The sequence below is a fragment of the Actinomadura sp. NBRC 104412 genome, assembly GCF_030269515.1.
GTDB lineage: Bacteria > Actinomycetota > Actinomycetes > Streptosporangiales > Streptosporangiaceae > Spirillospora.
This window is the reverse complement of the sequence record NZ_BSTM01000013.1, coordinates 165,705-181,800: the sequence shown is the minus strand read 5'-3', so window position 1 is coordinate 181,800 and position 16,096 is coordinate 165,705. Positions and strand designations below refer to the sequence as shown.

Annotated in this window: 17 protein-coding genes; 6 read left to right on the top strand and 11 right to left on the bottom strand. The window is 71.4% G+C overall.

From position 1 onward, the window contains the following. Positions 1 to 16: 16 nt before the first annotated feature. Positions 17 to 751, bottom strand: a complete 735-nt coding sequence (locus QSK21_RS18575) for a maleylpyruvate isomerase family mycothiol-dependent enzyme (protein WP_285697354.1) — start codon at positions 749 to 751, stop codon at positions 17 to 19. Between the two features lie 60 nt (positions 752 to 811). Beyond that, positions 812 to 1,051 carry a hypothetical protein gene (locus tag QSK21_RS18570; protein WP_285697353.1) on the bottom strand — a complete coding sequence of 80 codons (240 nt, stop codon included), beginning with the start codon at positions 1,049 to 1,051 and terminating at the stop codon, positions 812 to 814. 184 nt (positions 1,052 to 1,235) lie between these two features. Here QSK21_RS18570 and QSK21_RS18565 point away from each other — a divergent pair, with 184 nt between their 5' ends. Both QSK21_RS18565 and QSK21_RS18560 read left to right on the top strand, forming a co-directional pair. Beyond that, complete coding sequence (locus QSK21_RS18565; protein ID WP_285697351.1) at positions 1,236 to 2,168, top strand: endonuclease/exonuclease/phosphatase family protein; 933 nt, start codon at positions 1,236 to 1,238, stop codon at positions 2,166 to 2,168. Between the two features lie 89 nt (positions 2,169 to 2,257). Next, positions 2,258 to 2,707, top strand: coding sequence for a hypothetical protein (locus QSK21_RS18560; protein ID WP_285697349.1), 450 nt, complete (start codon positions 2,258 to 2,260; stop codon positions 2,705 to 2,707). Positions 2,708 to 2,848: 141 nt separating this feature from the next. On the opposite strand, the gene QSK21_RS18555 is transcribed toward QSK21_RS18560, so the two are convergent. Beyond that, entirely contained in the window at positions 2,849 to 3,118 is a 270-nt protein-coding gene (locus QSK21_RS18555; protein ID WP_285697348.1) for a hypothetical protein, read from the bottom strand. Between the two features lie 468 nt (positions 3,119 to 3,586). Continuing rightward, positions 3,587 to 4,456 (bottom strand): helix-turn-helix transcriptional regulator, encoded by an 870-nt coding sequence (locus QSK21_RS18550; protein WP_285697346.1) that lies wholly within the window; start codon positions 4,454 to 4,456, stop codon positions 3,587 to 3,589. A gap of 92 nt (positions 4,457 to 4,548) precedes the next feature. On the opposite strand from QSK21_RS18550, the gene QSK21_RS18545 reads away from it, so the two are divergent. Further along, on the top strand, positions 4,549 to 5,331 hold the full coding sequence (locus QSK21_RS18545; RefSeq protein WP_285697345.1) for a phytanoyl-CoA dioxygenase family protein: 783 nt from the start codon (positions 4,549 to 4,551) through the stop codon (positions 5,329 to 5,331). Positions 5,332 to 5,578: 247 nt separating this feature from the next. Further along, a complete protein-coding gene (locus QSK21_RS18540) occupies positions 5,579 to 6,406 on the top strand; it encodes an alpha/beta fold hydrolase (RefSeq protein ID WP_285697343.1) in 828 nt (275 codons plus the stop codon). A gap of 24 nt (positions 6,407 to 6,430) precedes the next feature. On the opposite strand, the gene QSK21_RS18535 is transcribed toward QSK21_RS18540, so the two are convergent. From QSK21_RS18535 to QSK21_RS18510, 6 genes are all read right to left on the bottom strand, one after another. Continuing rightward, entirely contained in the window at positions 6,431 to 7,063 is a 633-nt protein-coding gene (locus tag QSK21_RS18535; protein ID WP_285697342.1) for a class F sortase, read from the bottom strand. A gap of 4 nt (positions 7,064 to 7,067) precedes the next feature. After that, entirely contained in the window at positions 7,068 to 7,520 is a 453-nt protein-coding gene (locus QSK21_RS18530; RefSeq protein ID WP_285697341.1) for an SH3 domain-containing protein, read from the bottom strand. A gap of 293 nt (positions 7,521 to 7,813) precedes the next feature. Then, positions 7,814 to 8,233, bottom strand: coding sequence for a hypothetical protein (locus tag QSK21_RS18525; RefSeq protein WP_285697340.1), 420 nt, complete (start codon positions 8,231 to 8,233; stop codon positions 7,814 to 7,816). 106 nt (positions 8,234 to 8,339) lie between these two features. Continuing rightward, a complete protein-coding gene (locus QSK21_RS18520) occupies positions 8,340 to 9,170 on the bottom strand; it encodes an SAM-dependent methyltransferase (protein WP_285697339.1) in 831 nt (276 codons plus the stop codon). 158 nt (positions 9,171 to 9,328) lie between these two features. Further along, complete coding sequence (locus QSK21_RS18515) at positions 9,329 to 10,828, bottom strand: serine/threonine-protein kinase (RefSeq protein ID WP_285697338.1); 1,500 nt, start codon at positions 10,826 to 10,828, stop codon at positions 9,329 to 9,331. 78 nt (positions 10,829 to 10,906) lie between these two features. Next, positions 10,907 to 11,326 (bottom strand): hypothetical protein, encoded by a 420-nt coding sequence (locus QSK21_RS18510; RefSeq protein WP_285697337.1) that lies wholly within the window; start codon positions 11,324 to 11,326, stop codon positions 10,907 to 10,909. Between the two features lie 116 nt (positions 11,327 to 11,442). Here QSK21_RS18510 and QSK21_RS18505 point away from each other — a divergent pair, with 116 nt between their 5' ends. Next, positions 11,443 to 14,988, top strand: a complete 3,546-nt coding sequence (locus QSK21_RS18505; protein WP_285697336.1) for a tetratricopeptide repeat protein — start codon at positions 11,443 to 11,445, stop codon at positions 14,986 to 14,988. Between the two features lie 6 nt (positions 14,989 to 14,994). Here the strand turns inward: QSK21_RS18505 and QSK21_RS18500 are convergent, their stop codons facing one another. Next, on the bottom strand, positions 14,995 to 15,591 hold the full coding sequence (locus tag QSK21_RS18500; RefSeq protein ID WP_285697333.1) for a helix-turn-helix domain-containing protein: 597 nt from the start codon (positions 15,589 to 15,591) through the stop codon (positions 14,995 to 14,997). 235 nt (positions 15,592 to 15,826) lie between these two features. Here QSK21_RS18500 and QSK21_RS18495 point away from each other — a divergent pair, with 235 nt between their 5' ends. Further along, positions 15,827 to 16,078, top strand: a complete 252-nt coding sequence (locus tag QSK21_RS18495) for a hypothetical protein (RefSeq protein ID WP_285697331.1) — start codon at positions 15,827 to 15,829, stop codon at positions 16,076 to 16,078. The last annotated feature ends 18 nt before the right edge of the window (positions 16,079 to 16,096 follow it).

Genomic DNA, 16,096 nt, shown 5'->3' with positions numbered 1-16,096 from the left:
CTCCGCCTCCTCCGACTCAGATGGCGTAGTTCCTGAGGACGGCAAGCGCCTGAGGTCCGTGCGGCCCTGTCGCCTTCAGCGCCGACTCGGCCGCCGGAAGGCGGCGGGCCCCGACGCGGCAGAACTCGGCGGCGGTGCCGGTGATGGTGGAGGGCGAGTCAGGGTCACCGAACGTCCAGGTTCCGCCATCGGGGGCGGTGAGCTCGCAGTACACCGGGCCGCCGTCGATGCCTTCCGCCGCGAACGCGTAGGGCAGCGTGCGGTGGCCCAGCCAGGCGATGTGACGCAGCCGGGCGGTGTCGGGGTAGGCGATGCCGAGCGCGTCGGTGATGTCGTGCGCGTGGGTCCAGTGCTCGGCCAGGCGCGTGGTGGCCAGGGCCGCGGGGGAGATGTTGTTGGTGACCCACCGCAGGCGCGTGCCCTTGGGCTGGGCGCGCAACGCCTGCGGGAGCGGGAAGGCGACCGCGCGCCAGCGTGCCAGCAGGTCGGCGGGGGAGATGCCGCGTTGCGCCACGACCAGGCTGGCGGCCGAGTCGTCGACCTCGCCCGGACGTGCCGCCGCGAACGCCTCCTCGTCCCCGGCGATCGAGGCCGCGGCCAGCTCCTCCGACTGCGCCAGGTGCAGGACCACGTCGGCGACGCTCCATCCTTCGGCGGCCGACGGGTCGTCCCACTGGGCGGGGGTGAGCACGCCGAGAACGCGGTCGAGCTGCTCGTATTCGGCGGCGAGGTCATCGAAGATGTCCGTCATTCGGCAACGTTAACAAACGAACCGGACGCACCTTGACGGAAAGGGCGCCGAGGGTGCGGGTCATGAGTCGTCCACGGGCGGGTCCACCCAGAGCACGGCCTGCGCGGGGGCGCGGATCGCGATCCTCTCGCCGGTGTTCAGCGCGAGGGTGAACTGGGCGAGCGTCTCGCCGCGGGCGTTGCGGTACCCCTCGGCTTCGACCTGGAGGCCGCCCGCGACGCCGTCGATGAGGATCTCCACGTCCGTGCCGAGGAGGGGCGTCCAGGTGTTCGGCCGGATGGCCTGCGCGTCGGCGGTCATGCGGTGATCGTCCCACGGTCCGCGGCGGCGCGGTCATCGGGCCTCGCCGCGGCGGGCGGCGGCCTCACCGGGCGCCGGGACCGCCGCTTGTCGGCGTCCGGGGGCTGGGTTACGTTGCGGCCGTAGTCCCCGTAGTCCGTACCTTCCTCACAGATGGGCCTCACCGATGGGCTCGGAGCTCCCCGTGCGTCAGAGTCCCCGCATTCCCGTCCTCGCCGTCCTGTCCGCCCTCGCCGCCCTGATCGCCGTCGTTCCCCTCGCCGGGACGTCCCCCGCCCACGCGGGCGCCCTCGCCTCCGGAACCTTCAGGGTGCTCACCTACAACATCGCCGGTCTCCCCGACTTCCTGTCGAGCGCGCCGAAGCCGCGGGCGCCCGCGACCACCGCCATCGGGCAGCGGATCGGCCCATTCGACATCGTCAACGTCCAGGAGGACTTCAACTACCACGCGTACCTGTACGCGGCCGACGACCACGCGTACCGGACGCCGACCACGGGTGGCGCGGGCTTCGGCAGCGGGCTCAACAGCCTGTCCCACCAGCCCTACAGCGACCTCGACCGGATCACCTGGGACCACTGCTTCATCAACCAGGCCGACTGCCTGACACCCAAGGGCTTCACCTTCCTCCGCGTACGGCTCGCCGAGGGCGTTCACCTGGACGTCTACAACCTGCACGCCGACGCGGGGGACACGGCGGGCGACGAGTGGGCGCGCCGTGGCAACCTCGCCCAGCTGACCTCCTACATCCGCGCCCATTCGGCGGGGAACGCCGTGCTGGTCATGGGCGACACCAACACCCGGTACACCCGGACGGGCGACAGGATCGCCCAGTTCGCCGCCGACAACGGCCTGACCGACGTGTGGGTACGGCTCGTCCGCGGCGGCGTCGCGCCCGCACCGGGCACGCCCGACCTCGGCTGCCCGGCAACGGACCCGGGCGTCGAGTGCGAGGTGGTCGACAAGATCCTCTACAGGAGCGGCACGGGGGTGACGCTCGACGCCACCCGCTACGCCAACCTCGACGCCGGGTTCCGGGACGACCGTGGCCGCATGCTGTCCGACCACTTCCCGATCGCGGCGGACTTCACCTGGACGGGCACCCTTCCGGCGGGGTGACCGGTCCCCCGGCGGGGGACGGGAGGCTCCTGACGCGAGTCGCCGCGAAAATGGGGACAACACGCACAGTAGGCGAGTAAGGTCGTCCCGTGATCGTCACCTCCAAGGGCCTCTACGCCACCGCCCTGCTCCCCGTCCTCCTGCTCACCGCCTGTGGAGACGACGAGTCGCCGGCGCCCCCGCCCGCACCGGCCACTCCCAAGGCCGCCCCGGCGACCAGCACCGCTCCCCAGCCGTCACCGACACCCACCCCGGCGTCCCTCGACGACGCCGCGGACGGCCGGAACCTGGACGCCTGCCGCGACGGCACCTGCGAGGTCGTCGTCAAGCGGGGCGACGAGCTGCGCTTCGACAAGAAGTTCGACACCGGCCCGCTGCTCGTCCTCAGCGCGGGCGAGCGCTTCTCGATCACCAACACGACCACGGGCTTCACCTCGTCCATCAGCGGCGGCGGCAACATCCAGACCGGCGGGATCCGCATCGACCTCGGCGAGTCCAAGGGAGACCGCACGGCCCTCACGATCAGCCCCCGTTCCTGAAGACCGGTGCCGGACGCGGTGCCACGCGCACCGGACGGCTAGGGGAGCGGGGCGCAGAGGCGGAGCAGGAGCGCGAGCACGGCCACGGCGATCGTCAGGCTCAGCATCAGGACGAGCAGCCGGGCAGAGGCGTAGGGCTTGTCACGCATGGGATTCCCGGGTGTAGAGGATGCCCTGGCGCTCCAGCATCCAGTGGGTCAGGCGCAGGACGCTCGGGTCCGTCCCGGCCTCGCCGTCCACGGCGGCGGTGCTGAAGTAGGCGACCTCGCCGAAGTACTGCTCCGCGAGCCTGGCCGTGTTCCCGAGCCCCAGGCCGTCGGGGTCGCAGAGCCAGTCGCGCACATGTTCCCCGTCCGGCATCCGGTCGGCGACGCCGGTGCTCGCCAGCAGGTCCGCCTTGGTCACCACCACGGCGAGAAGATGCTTCTGAGGCGGGCGCCCATCTGGCGGAGGCAGGTGAAGGTGGTCTCGAAGGCCAGCCCCTCGGCGCGCGGGTCGGAGCGTTGCCGGTCGAGGCGCTGCCGGTCCCGGGGCGGCAGCCCGGCCCAGGCCCGAACTGCGCGCCGGAGCCGGCGGCTCGCTCGTCCAGTGGTTCCCCGTGCTCCTGCGTCCTTCGCTGCTGGACAGTTCCTCGATTTCCAGAAGGACGTCGAGAAGCCGCCGTTGTTCCCCGACGCCCAGCTTCACCATGGGACCCCCGTTTGTCCTGGCAGGAGATTACGCCCGGAGGCCATCGGAGCAAGACCACGCCGGAGAAAAGGCATCAACCGGCCATCCCACGTCATTTGATGATCGACATCGTGGTGCGCGTCGCGGGTATTCGTGAACCGGCCGATCGCGCCTAAACGCGAACGGAACGGCCGGACACGCGGTCGCGCTTTACCGCGCCGCCGGGCCGGACCTGTTGCGCCGCCTGTACTCGGTGGGGGTCAGCCCGACCAGGCTCCGGAAACGCCGGGCGAAGTACGTCGGGTCGTCCCAGCCGACGCTCGCCCCGATCCGCGCCACCGGCAGCGCCGAGTTCACCAGCAGCGACGCCGCCCGCTCGGCTCGTACCCGGGCCAGGAAGCCGAGCGGCGAGAGGCCGAGGTACTGCCGGAACAGCCGTCCCAGATAGGCGGGGTCCAGGTTGACGGCGTCCGCCAGCTCGTCCAGCCGCCACGGGGCCGAGGGCGCCGCTTCGAGACGGGCGATGGTCGCGGCCACGGCGGGATGGACCGCCGCCTCCAGACCGGCGTCCTCGGGGCCGTCGCGGTCGGTGCCGTCGGTCAGGATGCCCAGCACGGTGATCAGGCGGCCGAGCGTCCTGCCGGGGCGGCGGCCGGATTCCAGGTCGCGTTCGAGCAGTTCGATCTGCGCGATCGCCTCGTCCGCGTCCGCAGGGTCGATCGACCGGACCGCCACGCCCCGGGCCCCCGACGCCACCGGGTCCGTCCACAGCAGCCTCCGCAGCGCCGGCAACTGGTAGAGCTCGGCGCGCAGGGCGCGCTCCGACAGGCAGCAGTTCGCGACGGTGAGGTCGGCGCAGTCCCGGAACGCGTGCCATGCCCCGGGACGCACCACGATCGCGTCCCCGTGCCGCAGCGGGCGCTCGCCCCCGCTGGTGACGTGGCGCCCGCCGCCCGGCCCGACGATCGCGATCTCCAGGAAGTCGTGGGTGTGCGGCTCGACGCCGGCGGTCAGGCGGTGCCGTCCGCCCCAGATGGGTCCGCCGGCGAACAGCGCCTGCTCGTGCAGGGTGGTCACCATGTCGGGATCGTACGATTGTTCGCCGGAATCGGCCTAGCCCGTGGCGGTGCCTCCCGGTGAGGCTGGACGCACACCGATCGAGGAGGTTTCCCATGATGAGCGACACGACGATCACCGATGTGGACGCCGAAGGCCGGGTCTCGCAGGAGCTGGTGGCGGCCTACCGCGAGAACGGCTTCGTCCGAATCCGCGGGGTCCTGGACGAGGCCGGGGTCGAGCGGTTCAGGACGGCCGCCGAGGGCTACCTGGAGGCCCATCGTTCCGAGAGCCTGGAGACCGGCGCCGTGTTCAGCCAGCTCGTCAACGTCTGGCGGCGCGACCCGGTGCTGCGCGAGCTCACGCTGAGCCCGCGGCTCGGCCGGATCGCGGAGCAGCTCGCCGGGTACCCGCTGCGGCTGTGGCACGACCAGATGCTGGTCAAGGAGCCGCACAGCAACGCGGCCACGGAGTTCCACCAGGACCGCCCGTACTGGCCGCACGCCGGCGACCGCCTGGCCCTGTCGGCCTGGATCGCCCTGGTCGACGTCCCGCCGGAACGGGGATGCATGACCTTCCTGCCCGGCACCCAGAACCGGACCGACCTGCGCCCGCAGGACCTGCACGACTCGGAGGACCTGTTCGAGGCCGACCCGTCCCTGCGTTGGGTGCCCCGCGTCACCCTCCCGCTCCGAGCCGGGGACTGCACCTTCCACAGCGGCTACACCGGGCACATGGCGCTGCCCAACCAGACCGGGACGGCCCGGCTCGCGCACGTCACCATCTACATCGACGCCGAGACCACCTACTCGGGCGCCGCCCACCCGGTGACCGACGACCTCGGCCTCGCACCCGGGGACCGCCTGGACGGCGACACCTTCCCGCGCCCCTGGGCCTGAACGCGGCGTGGTCGCCGACAGCGGGGGCGTGCGGCCGATCAACCGACGGGGATGAGGCGATACCGGTGAAGCCTCATCCCCGCCGCCGCAGTGCGGTTTCCGGTGTGCGGCGTTCGCTAAGGGGCGTCTGGTATGCGGTGTCCGGTGTGCAGGTAAAGATTGGGCGACCCCGGCTTGTCTATCTTGTGTGGTTGGTCCGGGTATAGCGGTGCGGTACGACGACCACGAAGGCACATCGGGGGAATCGATGCCGTTCATCACCACGCGCGATAATCAGGAGATCTACTACAAGGACTGGGGTCAGGGGGACCCCGTCCTGTTCATACACGGGTGGCCCCTGAACGCCGACGCGTGGGACGACCAGATGAAGTGCGTCGCCGACGCGGGGTTCCGGGGCATCGCCCACGACCGGCGCGGCCACGGCCGCTCAAGCCAGCCCTGGGACGGCTACGACTTCGACACCTTCGCCGACGACCTCAACGACCTGATCAACACGCTGGACCTGCGGAATCTCACGCTGGTCGCGCACTCGATGGGCGGGGGCGAGCTGGCCCGCTACATCGGCAGGCACGGCTCGTCCCGGGTGCGCAAGGCGGTCATGGTCGGCGCCATCCCGCCGCTCATGATCAAGACCCCGGACAACCCGGAGGGCGTACCGGAGAAGGTCTTCGAGGACATCAAGCGGGGCATCCTCGGGGAACGCTCCCAGTACTGGATGGACGCCTCCGAGCCGTTCTTCAGCGCCAACCGCCCCGACAACCGCGTCACCCAGGGGAACCGCTACGCGTTCTGGCACATGGGGATGCAGGAGAGCATCCAGGCGGGCGTGAAGTGCGTGGACGCCTTCGCCCGGACGGCCTTCCACGACGACCTGCGCGCGTTCGACATCCCGACGCTGCTGGTGCACGGCGATGACGACCAGATCGTCCCGATCGACGCCACCTCCCGCAAGGCCGTGCAGATCATTCCCGGCGCGACCCTGAAGGTGTTCGAGGACGGCCCGCACGGCCTGACCCTGGTCCCGGGTTACAAGGAGATGTTCAACAAGGACCTGCTGGCGTTCCTGAGGAGCTGACCGGCGGGTCCGCCGCGAACGCGGTCAGAGCAGGTACCCGTAGACGATGACGTTCTCGGTGTAGTGGCCGCGGTCGCCGTCGAACCGTCCGCCGCACGTGATCAGGCGGATCTCCGGCCGCGCCGTGTCGCCGTACACCCGGTCGGTGGGGAAGTCGTCCTTCGGCCGGCTCTCGATCCGGTAGACCTTGAACCGCGGGCCGGTGCCGTCCTCGCGGTGCACCCGGACGAGCGCCCCCGGCCGCAGGGCGCCGAGCTTGTAGAACACCCCGGCCTCGGTGCGCGAGTCGACATGGCCGACGATCACGGCCGGGCCGGGCTCGCCGGGTGAGGGCCCCTCCTCGTACCAGCCCGCCTCGTCGACCCGGCTCAGCGGGGGGACGGCCAGCGTCCCGTCGCGGTCGAGGCCGAGCCCGGTCACGCGGGCGCGCACCTTGATACGGGGGATCTCGATCCGTTTCGGAGCCGATCGCGGCAGCGCGCGGGTCGGGGCCGGCCCCGGCGCGGGGGCGGTGGCCACCGCCACCGCCGCCGGCGGCCGTGGCGGCGCGCTGGTACGCAGCCCTTCGACGAACAGACAGCCGCCGCCGAGGATGAGGGCGGCGGCCACTCCCCATTGCAGGTAACGGAGGTGGCCGCCGCGCCTGTACCGGACCATGCGCTCAGCTGTCCACCGAGACCCGGCGACGCCGCGTGAGCACCAGCCCGCCGCCGAGGGCGATCGCGCCGAGCCCGGCGCCGGCCATCAGGTAGTCCGGCGACACGGAGGCGCCACCGGCACCGGCCGGGATGCCGCCGTGCGGGATCCTCTTGACGTAGCGCCCGTACACCCACTTGTGGTTGAACTTGCTGGGCACGACGCTGAAGATCTGGACGTAGCCCCTGGTGGTCTTGCAGCTACCGGTGAACTTCCTGCCACGGGGCAGACTGCCGACGATCTTGCCCTGCGGCTTCTCGCGCACGTGCAACGCGCTGGCCGTGACCTCGTAGCGGCAGCCCGTCGGCTTGCTCATCCCGTCCATGGGCTGCTGCTGAGCCGCCGAGGCGGGGCCGGCCACGCCAAGGGCGGCAAGGCCCATTCCGGCCGTGATCATCGCCGTTCCGATGAATCGCACTTCTGGGTTCCTCCTGTCGGGTCGTGGGTCTTCCACGAACAAAAGGGGGCGTGCCCGAGCGAACGATTCACATAGTCAGGCCATGATCAACATCGCGTCAAGAACTTGACTCACGAAAAGATCGGACATGTCCCTTAAAGGGGCGCGGTTCACGCCTTTATTCGATACTCTCACCGGTGCTTTTCGGCGATCCGATGGGTGCCGCCGTCCATCTCACCTGTGGGAGGAATCTCTCGAATAGGCGATTGACTCGAATTCGCGGTGTCCCTTTTCCGGGCGGGCCGCCGGTGGCCTCACGAGGTACGGCGCAGAGCCGCGTACTGGAGCGCGGCGAAGCCCGCGACGACCACCGCCTGGAGCACCGCCCACACGGATCCCGCCGTGGTGAGCGAGAACCAGCCCGCGACCACGGTGACGACGCTCAGCACCGTCCACAGAAGGTTCGCCTCCACCACGGCGGTCACCGCGAGGCGCGCGGGACGGGCCGGCATCGCGACGGCCCACACGGCGACCGCGTACGCCAGCAGGAACGCGCCGATCGCGCGGCCGGTCCCGGCGTCCAGCCCGAGCAGGTCTTCGAGCGGACCGGCCAGGGCCCGGTACAGCAGGCCGTTGACGCCGGTCACGGCGGCGTCCAGCCACAGCACCGGGCGCGGCGAGAGCCGGGCGCCGGCGAACGTCCCGGCGGCGCGCCGGTCCGAGGTCGTGGTCATCGCAGTCCCCTTTCCAGAAGATCTGTGTCCCGATGTCCACGACGCTAGGAGCGTCCCGTAACCAGGGCGATTACCTGGGACGTAGCCGCCCGCGACGTGGGACGCGTCAGGGCTTCCTGCCGACGGCGCAGAACTGGTACACCTCCGGCGGCAGCCCGCCGCCGGCCTCGGTGACCGCGGGACGCCAGCGCGAGCACGACACCACGCCGGGTTCCAGCAGTTCCAGCCCCTCGAAGAAGCCGGCGAGCTGCTCCCGGCTGCGCAGGCACATGGGGGCGACCCCGGCCTCGTTGCTCATGTCCACGGCACGCTGGGCGGCCTCCCCGTTGACCTCCCCGGTCGGGTGGGCGATCGCCAGATGGCTGCCCGGCGGGACGGCGTCGAGGAACCGCCGGACGACGTCGTGCGCCTGGTCGTCGTCGACGATGAAGTTCAGGATCCCCAGCATCATGATCGCGACCGGCCGGGTGAAGTCCAGCGTTCCGGCCGCGCCCGCCAGCACCGTGTCCGGGTCGCGGACGTCGGCCTCGATGTAGTCGGTGGCGCCTTCGGGGCTGCTGGTCAGCAGGGCCTTCGCATGCACCAGCACGAGCGGGTCGTTGTCGACGTAGACGATGCGGCAGTCCGGGGCGATCCCCTGGGCGACCTGATGGGTGTTGGCGGCGGTGGGGAGGCCCGTTCCCAGGTCCAGGAGCTGCCGGATGCCGGCCTCGCCGACCAGATGGGTCACCGCGCGCCAGAGGAACTCGCGGTCGGCGCGTGCCGAGGCGACGATGTCGGGGATGAGGGCCTGGATCTGGTCGCCCAGCCTCCGGTCGGCGTCGTAGTTGTCCTTGCCGCCCAGCCAGTAGTTCCACACGCGGGCCGTGTGCGGCACGGTGATGTCGAGCTTCGGTTGCTGGCTTGCCTGCTCGGGGGAGGGGGAGTCGCCGGTCACGACGGGCCTTTCGTCCGGGGTGTCCGCGGGTGCTGGGGGGATAGGGCGAGGCTACCCACCGGCGGCCGGCAAAGCCCCGCAAAATCGGCAAAATACGATCTTTTGCCGGGTGGCTCGCGACCACGCGCGTGGCGAGACCCCCGGAGGATCGATGCGGCCTAGGAGCGCCGCAGCACTCCGTTGGCCGTGTAGCTGCCGGTGCCGACGTCGCGTACGGCGGAGTAGGCGAAGGCGATGGCATCGTTCGGCCGCAGCCGGAGGGTCACCGCGCCGTGGTCGGTACAGGCGTTCCGGCCCTGGAGGATGTCCTCGCGCAGGGAGAGCGTGTCGCCGGATCGGCCGAGCAGGGTGAGGGTGCCCGAGCAGCCGGGGCTGGGGTAGTGCACCCGGCCGACGGTCTCGCCCGCCCGGAGGGTGAGCCGGATCGACCAGGTGCGTCCGTCGCTCTGGGTGATGACGCCGACCCAGGTTCCGGCGTACCCGGCCGGGAAACCTTCGTCCGGCGGGGAGGTCCGGGGCTGCCGGGACGATGACGGGGAAGGCGAGGGCGAAGCGGTTTCGGAAGGCGATGGGGGAGAGGTCGTACGGTCCCCGGCCAGGGGGCGGCCGGTCGTCGTGCCCGCGTGGCCGTTGTCGTCGCCGTCGAGGACGCTCATGGCCAGGGCGCCGCCGAGAGCCGCGATCACCACGAGAAGGATCACCGGCACCGCCCAGACCATGGCCCCGGCCGGACGCCGCGGCTCGCCGGGTGCGGATGGCGCGGAGAAGACAGGTGGCGCGGAGGGGACGGGCGGTGCGGCGGGGACGGGGCCGGTCTCCTGGGTGAGCAGGTCGCCGGTGCCCTCGTCATCGTCCTCGCCGAGCAGAGCCGCCAGTAATCGCCGGGCGGTGGGCCGCCCCGCAGGGTCCTTGTCAAGACAGGCGCGCAGCAGCGATTCCAGCCGCGGTGGCAGGCCGGTGAGGCGCGGTTCCTCGTGCAGGATGCGGTTGATGACGGCGGGCATGGCGTCGTGGCCGAAGGGGGCCTTGCCCGTGCCCGCGAACGCCATCGTGCAGGCCCACGCGAACACGTCGGCCGCCGGGGTGAGCGTCTCGCCCCTGATCTGCTCGGGCGCCATGTACGCCGGGGTGCCGATGACCTGGCTGGTCTGCGAGCCCACCGAGTCCAGCGCCTTGGCGATCCCGAAGTCGATCACCCGCGGGCCGTCCGGTCCCAGCAGCACGTTCTGCGGCTTGAGATCGCGATGGATCAGTCCGGCCTGGTGGATCGCCACCAGGGCGGTCGCGGTGCCGATCGCCAGCCGTTCCAGCGCCCCCTCGGTGCGCGGCCCCTGCCGGGTGACCAGCTCGTACAGCGAGACGCCCGCCACGAACTCGCTCACGATGTACGGCCGGTCGCCGGCCACGTCGGCGTGCAGCACCTTGGCCGTGCAGAAGCTCGCCACCCGCTCGGCGGCCTCCACCTCCCGCACGAACCGGCTCCTGGCCCTGGAGTCGGCGGCCAGCCGGGCGTGCAGCAGCTTGATCGCCACCTGCTCCCCGGACGGGCCCTCGCCGCGGAACACCACTCCCTGGCCGCCCTCGCCGAGGCGCCCCGTCACCCGGTACGGCCCTAGGGCGGCCGGATCGCCGGGCTCGGCCGAATCCGTCGGTGGCATCGCCGCCCTCCCCAGCCCCGTCCCTGCAACGGAAAAGAATGCCGCGACCGCGAGCCGGCGCGATCGGCACGGGGTCGATTATCCCGCCGGAAAGCCGCCGAGTGCGTCGGACAAGCGCGAGAACGCCTTTTTCGTGGCGGCGAAGTCCAGATGCGACCCGTCTCGCAGGTGAATGCTGAAACGCACCCCGAGGCCCCGGCGCCCGAGCCGCTCCAGGCCGAGCACGTCGTCCAGGGGCACCGTCCGGTCGATCGGCCGTGCCGTGATCCAGGTGAACAGGAGCCGGCGGTCGGTGACGCACAGCAGCCAGGGCTGCTCCCTCTGGACCTCGTTCCGGAACCGCTTGGCGATGGTGTCCGCGGCCCCGACGACCGGACCGTCCGGCACGGCGCCATCCTTGAGCGGGCCGGTCACCGACTCGACCTTGGTTAGATGTTCGCCGGGTTCCAGCCGGTCCGCCATCCGCGCGGCATGCCGCCGCACGTTCCTGTCGGTCATAGCGCGCAATGCTAACGAGGAGCGGGAGAACGGGTGGTGTCCTTCGTCGGCCATGCGGTCGGCCATCCGGCGCGTCTAGATTCTCAGGTAGCCGTCCGCTCGGCCCGGGAGGTGGCATGGGGCTGCGGGATCCGGAGAGATGGAGAACGGAGCTGGGCGAGGAGGTGACCCGGCACCTGGCGGAATGGGCGGACGGGCAACGGATCCTCCTCGGTCACCGGGGATGGTTCACCGACGGCCGCAGCGGTTCCCCCGTCGCCCGCGCCGTGCGCGTGCGCGAGAACGGCGACACCGACCAGGTGGTCCTGAAGTTCTTCTCGCGCGACGGGCGCACGAAGGCCGACGCCATCCGCCGAGGGTGGGAGGACGCGGGGGACTTCCAGAAGCGGCTGGCCGCCGCGGAGGAGCAGATCGTCCGCCTCGGCACCTGGTCCATGGTCTTCCTGCACATCGCCGGCGGCGACCTCGGTGACATCCGCCCGCTGGGGGACGACTTCGACCATGTCAAGTTCCCCAAGCGATGCGCGGCCATCGTCTGCTCGATCATCTCGCGGTGGAACGAAGGCAGGCTCCGCACCGATCAGCAGGCCCTGGTGATGGTCGGCGAACTGCTGAACGGCATCATGCGGCATCGCAAAGAGGCCGCCGAGCGATGGGCCCGCGATCACATCGACTCCCGCATCCCGCTCGACGGCGCCCTGCCCAGCGTGCGGCGAGCCGGCTGGCCGGCGCCGCTGGCCAATCCCTTCCGGCTCGTCCATGGCGCGGAGGGCGGCCGGGAGGTCGAGGACCTCATCATCGGCAAGGCGCACGGAGACCTCAGCGGGCGCAACATCCTCGTCGTCAACGGGTCGAAGAGGCCGGCCGACGAGTATTTTCTCATCGACTACGACCGCTACTCCGACAAGGCGCCCTTGGCGCGCGACCCGATGCACCTGCTGGTCGCGCTCACCCTGGACAGGTTCCACCAGTTCCATCCGGATTTCCGCCGGGCGCTCGCCGAGGTCGTCGTGGCGCCGGACACGAGGGACACCCCGCAGGCCGTCCGCCACATCAAGAAGCTAAGCGAGGCCCTCCGTACGGAGACCAGAGGACTGGCCCGTGCGAAGGGAATGGGTTCGCAGTGGGAGGAGCAGCGCCTGCTGTCGCTGGTGGGCGCGGGCCTCGTACACCTGGGCCGGGATCTGCGCACCGAGGATGAGGACGCGGCGAAGGAATGGTGCTTCCACGTGGCGGCGCTCGCCGCCACGCACTATCTCGGGGAACGCCCGGAGTCGGACCTCGGTGAGCCTGTCGGGGCACGGCCGCGTGTCGCCGTCCAGGAGATACCGGGGCTGGTGGATCGCCACGGTGATGTACGGAACCTGGTCGCCAGGCTGACCAGAGGCCCTTGGGGCGTCGTCGTGGTCCGCGGGACCCGCGGCATCGGCAAGACGAGGCTGGTCGACGCCGCCCTGGGCGCGCTGCCGGCCGACGCGTCCGGCGGTGCCGCCCCGCGTGTCCACCGGCACGACGTGCGCACGGCCGATCGGCTGGACGTGAGCACGTTGATCCGCTACGTCCGCGACGACGATGCCTCCAGGACCGCTCGGCGGCCACGGCCGGTCGCCGGCGGGCCGCGGGGTTCCTCGCTCGTCCGGTTGGAGCTCGCGCTGCGCGAGAACGGCGGAACGCCTGTGGTCGTCGCCGTGGACTCCGCCGAGAAACTGCTGGACCCGGCCACCGGCACGCTGGCGGACCCGGATCTGGACGACGCGCTGGAACTGATCGCCGGCGAGCGGGGACACCGCGTCGCGGTGCTCCTAGTGAGCCGTCACGAGCCGGCCTCCCCCGCCAACGCGACATGGCCCACCGCCGCGGACCCCATTCACGTCGGCGAACTGCCCGGACGCGAGTTCTTCCGCTACCTCGCGAGCCTGGACCGCGCCCGCCGGACGGATCCGGAGATGCTGTCCGAGAGCGGCCGCGCGGTGCTGTACGGCCGACTGCGGGGCAATCCCCGGCTCGCCGAACTCGTGCACGCGGTGGTCGTGGTCGTGGAAAGCGGTCTCGACCTCCCCGCCCTCACCGAGCGGCTGCGCGGCCGGGACGCCGACGACGTGCCCGCGTTCCTGACCGGGCTCATCGTCGAGCATGCCACCGAACTGCAACGGAGCGTGCTGGAGGCCCTCGCCGCGTTCGACACGCCCGTACCCGAGGAGGCGGTCGTCGGGCTGCTCGAGGAGATCTCACCGGGTCGCCACCGCCCGGGGAAGGTGCGGCAGGCGTTGTCGACCCTCGCGGCCGACCAGGTCGTCCACCGCCTGGAAGGCGACCAGTACGCCATCCCGTCCGAGGACGGCCGGCTGATCCTCGGCCGGATGGCGAGCGAGGAGACGCGGGCCGACCGCTACCTCTTCGCGGCCCACGTCCTGCGGCGGTTCCGGAACGACGACCCGCGAGGTGTCGCGGACCTTCGCGTCCACTTCGCCGAACTCCGGGCGCTGCTGTGCGCCGGTGAGCCGGGCGCGGCCCACAACCAGATCGAACTCCTGCACGAGCTGCTGGCCAGGTGGAACAGTCGGCAGTTGCTCCTCCCGCAACGCGAAGAGATCAGAGGGCGGCTCGCGCACGAACATCAGGAGATGGCCAACGAGAGCGCCCTCGGCTGGATCTACGCGTCACTCGGCGCATTCGGGAAGGCGAACGCGGCCTACGGCAGGGCCATGAAGCTCGCCGACGATCTGAAGGACCCCGGCAGCAAGCTGAAACTCCACGGGAACCTGGCGGGGATGTGCTGGGAGCGCGACGACGTCCTCGGCGCGCTGAGCCACTACGAGTTCGCGCGGGACGAGGCCACGCGGCTGAACCTGATGGACGACAGGATGACCGCGCTGGAGGGCATCGCCGACTGCCACCGGCGTAACGGCGACTACGACGAGGCGGTCCGCTGCGCCGAGGAGGCCCGGTACCTCGCCGGAACTCCCGGCGTCAGGATCGCGCTCAAACTCGCGCGCTGGTCCGCCGAGCGTGGACGGGCGCACCAAGCCGAGACGCTGCTGGAGAGCGCGCGGAGAGGACTCGAATCCGACGACCGGCTGCGCGCCTCCTACCTGGACGTGCGCGCGGACCTGCTCTTCGACCGGGACGACCTCGAAGCGGCCGAGCGGGCGGCGCTGGAGGCCGAGAGCGAGGCGCTCCGGGCGCAGGACCCGGTCACCCTGATGCAGGCGCGGACCACGCTGGCCTTCATCTACCTGAAGTGGGGCGAGCGCAGGGGGGTCCATCAGGCGATCAATGGCGCATGGCGCTACCGGCGCAACCGCCGCTCGCTCGTCGTGCTGGCGTTGCGCGCTCTTGTCGCGCGGCAGAGGCGCGACCCGGAGGCGGAGCGGCTCTTCCAGCGGCTCGGCGACGAGGCGTCCGCTCGCATCGACCACAACGAACGGGACTTCACCGCGTGGCATTACAGGAGCTTCGCCGTTTGCGGGCGGCACCTGCACAGCGAGTACGCCCTGGACGAGGCGGTCGATGAGGCGCTCACGGCGCTGGGCAAGGCGCGCGAGATCGCCCCGCCCGTCCCGGCGCTGGAGAAGCGGCTGAAGGTCCTCTTCACACGGCTCGACCAGTGCGGCAGCCGCCCGGGCGGGCTGAGCGGGGTCATCGACGATCTCCCCGGCTGAGGACGCTCAGAACCAGCCCGCCTCCTTCGCGCGCATGATCGCCTGAAGCCGGGTCTCCACGCCAATCTGCCGGTACGGCGACTGCAACAACCGGAACATCGCGCGCTCGGAGTACCCGGCCTCGTCCGCGAGCTGGGCGACCGTCGAGCCCGCCGCCAGCCGCCGGAGCCAGGACACCTGGTCCGCGGACGGGATCCGCTCCGCCGAGCGCGGATCCGCGGCGAGGGCCACCGGGACGGCCGCGGGCAGCACCGCCTGACCGTCGATCGTCGCGGCCACCGCGCGACGCAGCGTCGCGTCCGGGACGTCCCGGGGCAGCACGGAGCGCGCACCGGCCCGGACCGCACGGGCACCGGCCACCGCGGACGCGTCGTCCATCAGCGTGATGACGGATCCCCCGCCTTCGACGGCGCCGAGCCGCCCCAGCATCTCCCAGTCGCGTTCCGACACCACCGTGAGCAGGACGAGCGCGCCCTCCCAACGGCGGGACCACGCCACCACGTCCGCGGGGGTCTCCACGGTGTGCCCGTCCGCCGCCAGGACGGCGGCGACCCCGCGCCGGAACATCGGCAGGGGGTCGACAACCGCGATGCGTACGGCCACCGGTCCGGCGAGTCCTTCCCTCTCGGCAGTCCTCTCGGCAGCCGAGTCCCGCCGGCGGCCGGTGCTGCGCCCGGTCCCGGCTCCTCAGCGTGCGCCGTGGATCCTGCCATCCCGGGTGGCACGCCGATGGCTTAACGGGCGGTGACACGCCAAGGGTCGGCACGGTCATGCCGTCCATCCGTCGTGGACCCGCGGCGTCCGCCGTTCCTAGCGTCGTGAACGGGAGGCGATGGTCATGGTCCACGACGACGACACCGGCGAGCGCCCCGAGTTCGTCGTGCGGGCGCAGCGGCCGGCGCCTCCGGTGCCGCCGGAACTGCTTCCGCCGCAGTGGATCCAGGAGGAGATCGTCCGGCTGGCGCACGATCCGGGCTACGGTGTGGAGCGCATCCACGCCTATTGCCGTCGCAAGTACAAGGGCTTCGACATAAGCGAGGACGCGATCACGTACATCCTGGCCCAGGCCGGTGTCGGGCGGCAACGCTGACGGCACCCGCCCGCCCCG

Bases quoted from the DNA above. Each gene is read 5' to 3' on its own strand.
- QSK21_RS18495 (WP_285697331.1), top strand. From the start codon at position 15,827: ATGGTCCACGACGACGACACCGGCGAGCGCCCCGAGTTCGTCGTGCGG.
- QSK21_RS18510 (WP_285697337.1), bottom strand. From the start codon at position 11,326: ATGACCGACAGGAACGTGCGGCGGCATGCCGCGCGGATGGCGGACCGG.
- QSK21_RS18535 (WP_285697342.1), bottom strand. From the start codon at position 7,063: ATGGTCCGGTACAGGCGCGGCGGCCACCTCCGTTACCTGCAATGGGGA.
- QSK21_RS18540 (WP_285697343.1), top strand. From the start codon at position 5,579: ATGCCGTTCATCACCACGCGCGATAATCAGGAGATCTACTACAAGGAC.
- QSK21_RS18505 (WP_285697336.1), top strand. From the start codon at position 11,443: ATGGGGCTGCGGGATCCGGAGAGATGGAGAACGGAGCTGGGCGAGGAG.
- QSK21_RS18550 (WP_285697346.1), bottom strand. From the start codon at position 4,456: ATGGTGACCACCCTGCACGAGCAGGCGCTGTTCGCCGGCGGACCCATC.
- QSK21_RS18575 (WP_285697354.1), bottom strand. From the start codon at position 751: ATGACGGACATCTTCGATGACCTCGCCGCCGAATACGAGCAGCTCGAC.
- QSK21_RS18545 (WP_285697345.1), top strand. From the start codon at position 4,549: ATGATGAGCGACACGACGATCACCGATGTGGACGCCGAAGGCCGGGTC.
- QSK21_RS18525 (WP_285697340.1), bottom strand. From the start codon at position 8,233: ATGACCACGACCTCGGACCGGCGCGCCGCCGGGACGTTCGCCGGCGCC.
- QSK21_RS18515 (WP_285697338.1), bottom strand. From the start codon at position 10,828: ATGCCACCGACGGATTCGGCCGAGCCCGGCGATCCGGCCGCCCTAGGG.
- QSK21_RS18570 (WP_285697353.1), bottom strand. From the start codon at position 1,051: ATGACCGCCGACGCGCAGGCCATCCGGCCGAACACCTGGACGCCCCTC.